We start from the raw sequence: 11,909 nt of genomic DNA, 5'->3' as shown, positions 1-11,909 counted from the left end.
ATCGGCTCTGGCGTGCCGGCGAGACGGCTCAAGGGATCAGCCCGGCCGCCTCGCCCGCCGCCAGACGATCGAAGGCCCGCAGGGCGGCGCCCACCCAGGCCCGGTGCTCGCCGCTGCGGAGGGCGTCGTCCTTCGAGGGCGGCTGCTTGAGGAGGAAGCGCCCGGTGGAGAGGAGGTGGTCCCCCCCCGCCTGCTGGCCGACCAGGAGCAGGGTGTAGACGCTGTCCCCGGCCGAGACGCGCAGGCCCAGGCCCGCGTCCTCCAGCCAGCAGTCCTCGATGGAGAGATCCCCCACGGGCTCGGTGGCGGCGGCGCAGGCCTGCCGCAAGAGCTCGAGGCCCCTCGGGTGGGTCGCTCGCCCGAAGCCCTCGACCTGCTCCTTCCCCTCCTCGGCGCCGGCGCCGGTCTCCAGGGACTGGAGGTCGCCGAGCTGATCGGGAGCCACGAAGGGTGGCTGATAGATCGTCTCGGTCTGCCCCACCGCCTGGCGCAGGGCGAGGCCCCGGCCCAGCTCCCGCCAGACCTCGGCCACCCGGTCCTCGGGCGCCGCGCCGGCCTCCCAGAGCGCGTGGGTCGCGGTGAGGCAGGCCAGCAGCCGATCCCCGGCGAGGATCTGGATCTGCGCCGGCTCCTGGCGGAGCCGATCGCCTCGCTGGAGCAACGCGAGCAGCTCCGGGTCGGAGGATCGAAGGGTCCCGGGATCGTAGTGGAGCAGCCCCGCCTCTCGCCGGCGGACCCGGAAGGAGCTCAGCGAGCCGCTCACCTCCAGCCCCAGGAGGTGCGCCTCCCCGGGGTCGGACGCCAGGCCCAGGGCCTCCAGCCAGCCCGCGAGGATCCGGTCGGCGGCCGCGCAGTCCGGCGAGCAGCGGGCGAAGTCGAGCGCGGGGACGAGCGGGAGCAGGGTCTCCGGCAGCGCCCCCGCGTGCTCGAGGCGCGCCCCCCAGGCCCGCCACGCCGGGCCGCCCGGGAGATCCTCGCTGGCCTCGGCGCGGGCCGCGGCCTCGGCGCAGCAGGCCGGCAGCCCCTGCAGGCGAGCCCGCCCGAGGGCGTCGGCGCCTCGCCAGGCCTCGAGATCCCGGCTGTCCGCGGCGAGCAGGAGCGCCCCGCGCTCCTCGTCGAGCGCGTACCCGTAGCCGGCGTCCACCAGCAAGGCCCGCGCCGGGTCGAAGTCGTCGCGCGGCTCGAGGCCCTGAAGGGCGATGATCGCCGGGCCCGCCTTGCCGAGCTTCGAGAGGCGCTCGAGCAAGCCGGGCAGCGTGAAGAGCGCGTGGCCGAGGCGGAAGCGCTGGAGGGGCGCTGGCGCGGCCCGAGCTGCGAGCCGCTCCGCGAGGCGCGCGGTGGCCCTCCGCAGGAGCAGCGGCAGCTCGAGGACCTCCTCGGCGGCCGTCGCCTCCTCCACCAGCGCCAGCAGGAAGGGCAGGAGGAGTCGATCGTCGGTGACCTTGCCCCGCCCCGCCAGGGGCGCGAGGGCCGCGGCGATCTCGCCGGTGACGGGATCGTCGCCGGCCTCCTCCAGCAGATCGAAGCGAAGGACGATCTGGGTCAGCGGCTCGAGGCGAGGATCGGCGTACCTCCAGGGGTGCTCCTCGCTGAAGAGCTTGCGCCGGTTCATCACCAGCACCGGGTCGCTCACCTCGTCGACCAGCAGCCCCTCCTGCTCGGCCAGCAGCTTCAGGGGCAACCCCTCGTGCAGGCGGAGCCGCGACTGGAAGATGTTGCCCGACTCCTTGCGGCTGATGCCCAGGCTCATCATCAGGCCGACGTTCAGGTGCAGGCTGTCGAGGGAGGTCCAGGGCGTGAAGAGGAGGAAGGAGAGGCCGGTGTACCAGAAGCGGTCCGGGTAGCGGTGCGAGAGCCGGCGCAGGGCCACGAAGGCGTGGACGCTGTCGAGGGAGGTCGCGCCCTTGTTGTAGAGCTCCAGCTCCCGGTCCGAGAAGCTCTCGATGCCGCTGGCGTAGATGCCGAAGCAGAGGGGCGAGTCCGGGTGAGCAGCGAAGTGCTCCTCCATCCTCTCCTCGAAGGCCCGCATCCGGTTGGTCCGGACGGCGAAGAGGACCTGCAGCTCGTCGTCGAGGCCCACGCGGCCGAGGGCCTCGAGGCAGGCCTCCTGGACGCCCTTGCCCGGGAGGCGCTCGAAGAGCACGGCGTTGGGCAGCCGGCCGACGGCCCGGCGGTCCTCGGCCAGCGTCTCCACCTGCTGCTCGATCCACGCCCGAAGGTTGCGCACCCGCAGCTCCGACTCCTTGGGGTTCCCGAGGGGGTCCCGGCTGCTCGTGCAGAAGGTGCAGCCGAGGTTGTCACCGAAGCTCGAGAGATCGAGCTGCGCCAGGCGAGGGTTGATCGCGAGCTGGAGGTGGTGTCCGCAGCCCTCGGTGGTGAGGAGGTAGACGTTGTCGATGCGCCGCTGCTCGGCGGCCGCGTTGCCGGGCTCGAAGCCGTAGAAGGGGCGCAGCCCCGGCGCCACCTGCATCCGGATGCGGGTCTCGTGGAAGAGGCCGCCCTGGTGATCGTCGCTCAGGCAGAGCAGCTGCACCCCGGGCGCGGCCGCCCGCAGGGCCTCGAGCTGCGGCCGATGGAGCGCGTCGGTGATGACCACCAGCGCAGGCGCGTGCTCCCGGGAAAGGGCGAGCAGCCGGGCGAGCTCCTCCTCGGTGAGGGTGATCTCGTCCCGGTCGTTCTCCATCAGGTTGAGGGTGGAGACGCCGAAGCGGATCCACCGGGTCGGGACGCCCCGGGAGCGGAAGTAGCCGCTCACCAGGGGGAACCTGGCGTTGATCCGGCCCGGGAACTGGTCCGCGTTGACGAACTCCACGAAGAGGACCGGCCGCTCGTGGGTGAGCAGCCCCTCCATCGTCATCGCGCTGTCCGTCGCCTCCGGGTTCACAGCCCACCATTCTAGTCCACCGTCCGGGATTGCCGAACGGTGGACCGGGAGGCCTCCAGAGGGACCTCGGCTAGAGGCCGAGCTTCTTGAAGAAGTCGTTCCCCTTGTTGTCGACCAGGATGAAGGCCGGGAAGTCGACGACCTCGATCTTCCAGACGGCCTCCATGCCGAGCTCGGGGTAGTCGATGCACTCGACCTTCTTGATGTTCTCCTCGGCGAGGACCGCGGCCGGGCCGCCGATCGAGCCGAGGTAGAAGCCGCCGTGCTTCTGGCAGGCCTCGGTGACCTGCGCCGAGCGGTTGCCCTTGGCGATCATCACCATCGAGCCGCCCTTCGACTGCAGCAGGTCGACATAGGAGTCCATGCGGTTGGCGGTGGTCGGCCCGAAGGAGCCCGAGGCCTTGCCCTTCGGCGTCTTGGCGGGGCCGGCGTAGTAGATCGGGTGGTTCTTCAGGTAGTCGGGCAGCGGCTTGCCCTCGTCGAGGAGCGCCTTGAACTTCGCGTGGGCGATGTCGCGGCCCACGACGATGGTCCCCGAGAGGAGCAGGGCGTCACCGACCTTGAGCTTGTCGAGCTCGGCCAGGATCTCGCTCATCGGCCGGTCGAGATCGATGGGGGTGCCGTGGCCGTGCTTGCCCCGGTACTCCTCGGGGATCAGGCGGGCCGGGTTGGTGTCGAGCTGCTCGATGAAGAGGCCGTCCCGGGTGATCTTGGCCTTCACGTTGCGGTCGGCCGAGCAGGAGACCGCCATCCCCACCGGGCAGGAGGCGCCGTGGCGCGGCAGGCGGATGACTCGCACGTCGTGGGCGAAGTACTTCCCGCCGAACTGCGCGCCGATGCCCAGCCCATAGGCGGCCTTCAGCAGGCGCTGCTCGAGCTCGATGTCCCGGAAGGCCCGGCCGTGCTCGTTGCCGGTCGTCGGCAGGCCGTCGAGCTCCTTCGTGCTCGCGAGCTTCACGGCCTTGAGGTTGGCGTCGGCCGAGTTACCGCCGATGACGAAGGCGATGTGGTAGGGCGGGCAGGCGGCGGTGCCCAGGTACTTCATCTGCTCGACCAGGAAGGCCTCGAGCGACTCCGGGTTCAGGAGCGCCTTGGTCTTCTGGTAGAGCATGCTCTTGTTGGCCGAGCCGCCGCCCTTGGCCATGAAGAGGAACTTGTAGGCGTCCCCCTCGGTGGCCGCGATGTCGATCTGGGCCGGGAGGTTCGTGCCGGTGTTCTTCTCCGTGTACATGTCCAGCGCCACGGTCTGGCTGTAGCGCAGGTTCTCCTCGGTGTAGGTCTTGAAGACCCCCTTCGAGAGGAACTCCTCGTCCTTCACGCCGGTCCAGATCTGCTGTCCCTTCTTGGCGATGATCGTGGCGGTGCCGGTGTCCTGGCAGATGGGCAGCTCGAAGTTGGCGGCGATCTCGGCGTTGCGCAGGAACGCGATGGCCACGCCCTTGTCGTTGCTCGACGCCTCGGGATCGCTCAGGATCTTCGCCACCGACTCGTTGTGGGCGGGGCGCAGCTGGAACGAGACGTCGCGCATCGCGGTGTTGGCGAGCACGGTCAGCGCCTCGGGGTCGACCTTCACGATCTCCTGGCCGTCGAAGTCGACGACCGAGACGTACTTCTCCGAGCCCTCGAGCTTGCGATACTCGGTCTCGTCCTTGGCCAGCGGGAAGGGGTCCTGGTAGTGGAACTCGGGCATGTCTCTCTCCTTGGAGTGCGGCCGGTTGAGGCCCCCGTTTACAGGGCCCGCAGTCTACGGCGAAAGGTAGTCACGGGCGATGGTCGTGGCGGCGAGGGTGCCCGCCGAAGAGAACGATGAGCCAGCTTCCCCCCAGGACGGATGTGATCGTGATCGGCGCGGGCGCCTCGGGCCTGATGTGCGCCCTCACCGCCGGCTACCGGGGCCGCTCGGTCCTGCTCCTGGAGCACACCACGAAGGTGGGGAGGAAGCTGCTGATCTCGGGGGGCGGGCGCTGCAACTTCACCCACCTCCACTCGACGCCGGAGCACTTCCTCTCCGAGAACCCCCACTTCTGCCGCTCGGCCCTCTCCCGCTTCGGTCCCCGGGACTTCCTGGAGATGGTGGAGCGCCACGGCATCGCCCACCACGAGAAGGCGCCCGGGCAGCTCTTCTGCGACGGCTCCGCCCGCGAGATCCTGGAGATGCTCCTCACCGAGGCCGGCTGGGCCGGGGTCCGGATCGAGACCGGGGTCACCATCGGCGCGGTCGCGGCGCGCAGCCCCGGTTTCCGGGTGGAGACCTCCCGGGGCGCCGTGGAGGCCGAGGCGGTGGTGGTGGCCACCGGGGGGCTCTCGATCCCGAAGGCCGGCGCGACCGGCTTCGCCTACGACCTGGCGCAGAGCTTCGGCCTGCGCCTGGTCGAGCGGCGCGCGGCCCTCGTGCCCTTCACCCTGCCCCCCGAGCTGCTCGAGCCCCTGCAGGAGCTCTCGGGGGTCTCCCAGCCGGCGAGGATCCGCTGCGCCGGCCGGAGCTTCGAGGAGAGCCTCCTCTTCACCCACCGGGGCCTCTCCGGACCGGCGGTGCTGCAGATCAGCTCCTTCTGGACCCCGGGCAGCGAGGTGGAGATCGACCTGCTCCCCGGGGCGGACCTCGCGGCCGACCTGAGGCGCCTGCGCGACGAGCACCCCCGCTGGAGCCTCGAGCGCTGCCTCGGAGAGGGGATGAGCAAGCGCCTGGCGCGGGCCCTCTGTGCCCACTGGAGCCTCACGGGTGAGGTGGGTCAACAGAGCAACGCCCGGCTGGAGGCGGTCGCGGCCGCCTTCCAGCGCTGGAGGCTCCTGCCGGCGGGCACCGAGGGCTACCGCAGCGCCGAGGTCACCCGGGGCGGCATCGACACCGACGAGCTCTCCCAGAGGACCTTCGAGGCGAAGAAGGTCCCGGGCCTCCACCTCATCGGCGAGTGCGTCGACGTGACCGGGCAGCTGGGCGGCCACAACCTGCAGTGGGCCTGGTCGAGCGGGCACTGCTGCGGGCAGGCCTGCTGAAGAGCGCCCTCGGGTCGAGTTTCCGCTTGCGCGGCCCGCGGCGCGGACGGATCCTCTGCGCCGATGTCCATCGAGATCCGCGAGATGACCCTGGAGGACTTGCCCGAGGTCTACGACCTCGGCGAGCGCGTGTTCACCGCCGAGGCCTGGCCGAGCCTGCACCGGACCTGGGACGAGTTCGATCTGGCCCTGGCCTTCGCCTCGGACTCCGAGAGCTGCCTGGTCGCCGAGAACGAGAAGGGCCGCATCGTGGGCTTCGTGCTGGGCACCCTCCTCGAGAAGCGGGGAGGCCCCTGGGCCTACGGCTGGCTCACCTGGATCGCCGTCCGGCCGCGCAGCCGCAAGGAGCGAGTGGGCCGCCGCCTCCTCGACGCGCTCACCGAGATCTTCATCGAGCAGGGCGCCCGGATGATGCTCGTCGACACCGATCCCGACAACGTCACGGCGGTGCGCTTCTTCGAGGACGCCGGCTTCGGCAACCCCCAGGCCCACGTCTACCTCTCCCGGAACCTCAAGACCCACCCCTCCTACGCCCGCCGGCGCGCGGAGAAGGAGCAGAAAGGGGCCCGGAGGGGCAGGAAGCCCCCTCGATGAACGAACCCTGGAGAGCGGTCGATCCGGGGAGGGTCGAGCACCTCCTGGAGGCCGCCCTGCGGGTGGAGGGCCCCAGCGGCGCCGAGGGGCCCACGGTCGATCTCTTCGAGGCGGCGCTGCGGAGCATCGGCGCGCCGGTGCGGCGCCAGCCGGTGACCCCCGGCCGCTCCAACCTGCTGGTGCGGCTCGGCGCCCGCCCTGCCCGCATCGCCCTGGTGGGTCACCTCGACACCATCGATCCCGAGGAGCCCCGCGAGGTGCGGCGCGAGGGCGATCTGCTCTGGGGCCTCGGCGCGGCCGACATGCGCTCGGGCTGCGTGGCGATGGTCGAGGCGCTGCGCTGCCTCCTGGCCGCCGGCCTGCCGGGCGAGGATCAGGGCGGCGTGCTGCTCGCCCTCCTCGTCGGCGAGGAGGAGAGCGGGGACGGCGCCGAGGCCCTCCTGCGGGCCGGGGAGCTCGACGCCCCCCTCACCGTGATCGGAGAGCCGACCAGCCTCCTGCCCTGCCCCGGCCACTACGGCTTCCTGGAGCTGACCCTGGTGGGTCAGGGCACCCGGGCCCACGCCGCGGTCCCCGAGGAGGGCGCCAACGCCATCCACGCCACGGTGGACTGGGTGCGGGAGATCCTCCGGCTCACCTCCACCATCGAGGGCGCCGGGGTGAACGTCCGGCGCATCTCCGGTGGCGGCGAGCTCTTCGTGGTGGCCGACGGCTGCGAGGCCGTGCTCGACCTCCACCTGCCGCCGGGGATCGACGACGGCCCGCTGCGCGCCCGGATCGAGGAGGCCCGGCGCAGGGTCCTCGCCGATCACCCGGGCTGCTCGCTCGAGGAGTCCGAGGTCTTCTGGGCCGGCGGCTGGCCCACCAGCGAAGGAGACGCCCGCCTCGAGGTCCTGCGCCAGGCCCTCGCCGCGCTCGGGCGGCCCCCGGAGCTCGGGGCGTTCCGCTCCCACTCCGATGGCCCGGTCCTCTTCGAGGCCGGCACCCTCCCGGTCATCTGCGGCCCCGGAGCCCTGGAGGTCGCCCACCGCCCCGACGAGCACGTCTCGCTCTCCGAGACCGTCGAGGCCGCGCGGCTCTACGCGGCTCTGCTCGCCGGCTGAGCGGCGGAGGGGCTAGGGGAGCTCCGGGTCCCCGCCGGGGTCCGGCCCGAGGACCACCGCGACCAGGCGGCGCTCGTGTCCCTCGTGCTCGCGGAGCAGGCGGCCGAGCTGCATCGTGAGCTCGCCGATCTGCGCCGGGTTCGCCTCCAGCTCGGCCTCCAGGGAGAGGCGGATCCTCTCCATCAACTCGACGAGGGTCCGGTGCTCGGCCAGGGTGCCCGCCGCCGCCTCCCGCTGCGGGGCCGCCAGCGCGGCGACCGCGTCGTAGAGGCCGCCGGGGCGCTCCTCGTGGTCGAAGTGGTGACCCAGCCAGCGCTCCAGGGAGGCGAGCGCGTCCAGCGCGCCCTCCCGATCGAGGGCCGCCTCCAGGGCCCGGAAGAGCTGGAGCATCCGCAAGTGCTCCTCCTCCAGGCGCTCCCACTCGTGACGCAGCAGGGCCAGGACGATCTCTTGATCCCGCAGGGGGGGCTCGCTCATTCCTCGATTCACTTTCCGGGGGCGTGGGCGGAAGATAGGCCGGGAGCGAGGGCCGCGCCCGGCGAAGGCGCCAGGTCCGGGACGGGGTAGACTGCCGAGGGACACGATGGACTTCGACCGGGAGCAGATGCGGCGCTGGATCCTCCAGCAGATCGGGCTCGGGCCCCGCCGGGCCGGCAGCCCCGCGGGACGCACCAACGAGGACCTGCTGATGGCCACCCTCGGCAGCCTCGGCCTGGAGCGGGTCCGGCGGGAGCCGATCCCGGTCGTCCACTCCAAGGCGGAGCGCTGGGGCCTGGAGGTGGGCGCCAACGACGAGAAGCTCTCCCTGAAGGGCTTCCCCATCCCCTTCACCGCCTTCACCCCCGACACCGGCGTCAGCGGTCGGCTGGTCTTCGCCGACCGGCACAAGCTCTTCCAGCGGGGCGACTGGCGAGGCGCCATCGTGGTGGCCGAGATCGGCTTCCCCGAGCTCGACGTGGCGATGCTCCTGAAGATCGCCTCGGGCGTCCACGACCCGGACGACAGCTTGGCCGAGGTGAAGCACCCCGCCACCTGGGTGCGGCTGGGCTGGCACCTCTACCACCTGGCTGCCCGCAAGGGCGCCGCCGGCTTCGTGGGCGTGCTGGTCGACCAGCCGGGGGGCAGCGCCGAGATGTACGCCCCCTACGGCTTCCGGGAGGCGGACATCCTCGACAAGCCGCTGCCCGGCCTCTGGATCGGGCGGGCGGAGGGCGCCGCGCTCATCGAGGCCGCCCGCGCCGGCGCCGCGGCGAAGCTCACCCTCACCGGCAAGCGGGAGGAGGCCCTCACCCACAACCTGGTGGCCGAGGTCCCGGGGCAGAGCGGGGAGACCATCGTCCTCTCCTGTCACCACGACGCCCCCTTCGTCTCCCCGGTGGAGGACGCCAGCGGCGTGGCGGTGGTGCTGGCGCTGGCCGGGCACTTCGCGAAGTCTCGCGATCTGAAGCGCCGGCTGGTGATCCTGCTCTCGGCCGGGCACTTCTACGGCTCGATCGGCACCCGGACCTTCATCGAGAAGCACCGCGAGGACCTCCTGCCGGACGTGGTGCTGGAGATCAGCATCGAGCACATCGCCCGGGAGGCGATCGAGAACAAGCGGGGCACCCTGGTGGACAGCGGCAAGCCGGAGGCCACCGGGGTCTTCGTGCCCTTCAACCGGGCGGTCACCGACGCGGTGATGCAGGCCATGGCGTCCCGGGAGCTCTCCCGGGTCGTGGCGCTGCCCGCCGAGGGACCGCTGGGCGACTACCCGCCCACCGACGGCGGTGACTGGTGGGAGGCGGGGGTGCCGGTGATCAACTGCATCAGCAACCCCGTCTACCTGTTGACCAACGACGACAACATCCGCTGGGTCGACGAGGAGCGCCTGACCCGGATGGCCGCGGCCTTCGCCGACATCCTCCGCAAGGTCGACGCGATGCCCCGGGAGGAGATCGCGAAGGTCGACTCGAAGACCCGCCGGCTCTTCATGAAGGCCCTGAAGGTCTTCAGCCGGGCGAAGACGACGGCCTTCGGGCTCAAGCCGGTCTACTGACCCTTCCGAGCTCACCGACGCGTCGAGGGTGACCGGATCCCTCCGGCTACCCTCGAGGATGCCCGGTGTCGGGCGTGGGCTACTCGTGGATCACCCGGCCGGAGCCGGAAGTGCCAACCTGCACCGTGGCGCCGCCGCGCACGCGCAGGTCGCCGGAGCCGGTGAGGTTGCCGCTGACGGACTCGGAGGCGCTCACCTCGACGGTGCCCGAGCCGGTGGCCTGGACCCGCGCCGTCCGGCAGGGCAGCGCGAAGGTCTCGGTTGCGCCCGAGCCCGAGCTGTCCACCCGGAGCTCGTCGGTGCTGCCCTCGATGCGGACGCCACCGGAGCCCGAGTGGAAGATCACGACCTCGGGAGCGATCAGCTCGCCGATGAAGACCTCCCCGGAGCCGCTGGAGGAGACCTCGATCCGGTCGCCCTCGACGCCACAGATCTCCAGGTCGCCGCTGCCGGTCGAGGCGGCCCGCCGGAAGTCGGGGTGGGCACCGCAGACCGAGACGTTCCCGGAGCCCATGGAGGTGACCGAGGAGAGGCGGGGGGTGGCGACCTCGAGGGTGCAGCCCGAGTGGCGGCCGACCGTGAAGCCCGGCTCCATCTGGATGACGAAGGTGTCACCCTCGACGAAGGTCTCGAGGTGCCCGAGCAGGTTGCTGTCGCAGCGGACGCGGGCCTCGCCGCCGGGCCCCTTCTCGAGGCTCACCTCCAGGAAGGAGCGGTTCTCCAGGGCGGTGAAGGTCGGCAGGGGACGGAGCTCCTCGATCGGGTGACCGTCGCCGTTGAGGACGACGCAGCCAGAGGTGAGCAGAGCGGTCAGGGTGAGCAGGGTGGTGAGCAGGCGCATGGCGACCTCCAGGGGGTTGGTGTTCACCCCCTGGAACACCGCGGCGCCCCGGAGGTGTCACCCGAGCTCCGTTTTCCCCTCTCCCCTCGGCCGAGGCGCGGAGCCGGGGAGGGGGTGGCCGGGGATCTCGCTGGTGAGGGTCCGCCGGTAGCCCCAGTTGAGCGCCAGGGACGTCAGGGGGCTCACCCCCGAGCGACGGCAGCGGCGCAGGATCTCCCGGCGGGAGAAGAAGCGCCGACGGAACCACCGGTACCCCTCCCAGAGCTGGGCGGGGTCCATCCTCCGGGGCCGGAAGGTGACCGCCGTCTTCCCGTTGAAGTAGCTCCAGTCGTGCGTGAGCAGGCGCCCCTCGCTCTCGAGCTCCTCGAAGAGCGGGCTCCCGGGGAAGGGCGTGAGGATGCTCACCGTCGCCCCATCGATCCCGATCCGGCGGGCCTCATCCAGCGTCCTCTCGAAGATGCCAGGATCGTCCCCGTCGAAACCGAACACGATCCCGGCCTGCGCGAGGAGGCCGTGACGGTGGATGCGTCCGACGATGTCACCATAGTCGACGACCCGGTTGAAGCCCTTGCCCACGCCCTTCAGGCTGCCGGTCGAGATGGACTCGAGCCCGAGGAAGAGGCAGCTGCAGCCGGCCCGGGCCGCCGCCGCCAGCAGTTGGTCGTCCTGCGCGCTAGCCGGAGTGACCATCGCTGCCCAGCGGCGCCCGAGCCCCTCGAGCGCCTGGAAGAGACGCTGCGCATAGGTGCGATTCATGAAGAGCTGGTCGTCCCAGAAGGCGAAGAAGGGCGAGCGGAACCCGCGCACCTCCTCGACGACCTCGGCGACCGGACGGAAGCGCAGGGCGTCGTGGTAGATCTGGCGCAGGTTGCAGTACCGGCACCGGTGGGGGCACCCCCTCGTCGCGATGATCGTGCAACCGAGGAGGGGGCGCCGGCGGATCAGGTCCCTCCGGGCGATGGGGAGACCCTCGAGCGAGGGAGCCTCTTCCGAGCGGTAGATCCGGGCGAGCCGACCCCGCTCTGCGTCGCGGAGGAGCTCGGGCCAGGTATGCTCGGCCTCACCGACCACGATGGCGTCGGCGTGCTCGGCCGCCTCGTCGGGGAGCAGCGACACGTGCGGCCCACCGAGGACCACCGTGCTGCCGCGTGACCGGAGCTCCGCCGAGAGCTGGTAGACGTGCCGGGCGTTGGGCGTGTTGCAGGTGATCGCCACGAGATCCCACCGGCCCTCGAGATCGACGGTGTCGTTGTATTCGTCGACGAGGGTCACCTGGTGGCCGGGCCCCACGAAGCCCGCCAGGTAGGGCATGGTCAGCTGAGCGAAGTTGTTGAGCTGGCCTCGCCTGAAGGCCTTCACGAACCGGTTCTCAGGCGTCACCAACAAGATTCGCACCGAGGTCTCCCCCCTGGAGAAGAGCGACGCCCCTCTCCGCTTCGGAGGCACCCTCTCCCC

General features: G+C 71.5%; 9 protein-coding genes. 4 read left to right on the top strand and 5 right to left on the bottom strand.

What is annotated here, in order from left to right; all coding sequences use genetic code 11:
- Positions 1–28: 28 nt before the first annotated feature.
- On the bottom strand, positions 29–2,884 hold the full coding sequence (locus P1V51_16540) for a hypothetical protein (protein ID MDF1564653.1): 2,856 nt from the start codon (positions 2,882–2,884) through the stop codon (positions 29–31).
- A gap of 70 nt (positions 2,885–2,954) precedes the next feature.
- Positions 2,955–4,574, bottom strand: coding sequence for a fumarate hydratase (locus P1V51_16535; GenBank protein MDF1564652.1), 1,620 nt, complete (start codon positions 4,572–4,574; stop codon positions 2,955–2,957).
- A gap of 116 nt (positions 4,575–4,690) precedes the next feature.
- Between P1V51_16535 and P1V51_16530 the strand changes: the two genes are divergently transcribed.
- The 3 genes from P1V51_16530 (at position 4,691) to P1V51_16520 (ending at position 7,578) form a co-directional block, all read left to right on the top strand.
- A complete protein-coding gene (locus tag P1V51_16530; protein MDF1564651.1) occupies positions 4,691–5,881 on the top strand; it encodes an NAD(P)/FAD-dependent oxidoreductase in 1,191 nt (396 codons plus the stop codon).
- 63 nt (positions 5,882–5,944) lie between these two features.
- A complete protein-coding gene (locus tag P1V51_16525) occupies positions 5,945–6,475 on the top strand; it encodes a GNAT family N-acetyltransferase (GenBank protein MDF1564650.1) in 531 nt (176 codons plus the stop codon).
- Positions 6,472–7,578 (top strand): M20/M25/M40 family metallo-hydrolase, encoded by a 1,107-nt coding sequence (locus tag P1V51_16520; protein ID MDF1564649.1) that lies wholly within the window; start codon positions 6,472–6,474, stop codon positions 7,576–7,578. The genes P1V51_16525 and P1V51_16520 overlap by 4 nt, the downstream gene beginning before the upstream one ends.
- A 12-nt stretch (positions 7,579–7,590) precedes the next feature.
- On the opposite strand, the gene P1V51_16515 is transcribed toward P1V51_16520, so the two are convergent.
- A complete protein-coding gene (locus P1V51_16515; GenBank protein MDF1564648.1) occupies positions 7,591–8,055 on the bottom strand; it encodes a hypothetical protein in 465 nt (154 codons plus the stop codon).
- 106 nt (positions 8,056–8,161) lie between these two features.
- Between P1V51_16515 and P1V51_16510 the strand changes: the two genes are divergently transcribed.
- On the top strand, positions 8,162–9,613 hold the full coding sequence (locus P1V51_16510) for a M28 family peptidase (GenBank protein MDF1564647.1): 1,452 nt from the start codon (positions 8,162–8,164) through the stop codon (positions 9,611–9,613).
- Between the two features lie 79 nt (positions 9,614–9,692).
- On the opposite strand, the gene P1V51_16505 is transcribed toward P1V51_16510, so the two are convergent.
- A complete protein-coding gene (locus tag P1V51_16505; protein ID MDF1564646.1) occupies positions 9,693–10,481 on the bottom strand; it encodes a DUF2807 domain-containing protein in 789 nt (262 codons plus the stop codon).
- A gap of 30 nt (positions 10,482–10,511) precedes the next feature.
- Positions 10,512–11,813 carry a radical SAM protein gene (locus P1V51_16500; protein ID MDF1564645.1) on the bottom strand — a complete coding sequence of 434 codons (1,302 nt, stop codon included), beginning with the start codon at positions 11,811–11,813 and terminating at the stop codon, positions 10,512–10,514.
- Positions 11,814–11,909: the final 96 nt, after the last annotated feature.

Source organism: Deltaproteobacteria bacterium, assembly GCA_029210625.1.
In the GTDB taxonomy this organism is placed as follows: domain Bacteria; phylum Myxococcota; class Myxococcia; order SLRQ01; family SLRQ01; genus JARGFU01.
This window is presented reverse-complemented; position numbering and strand designations above follow the sequence as displayed.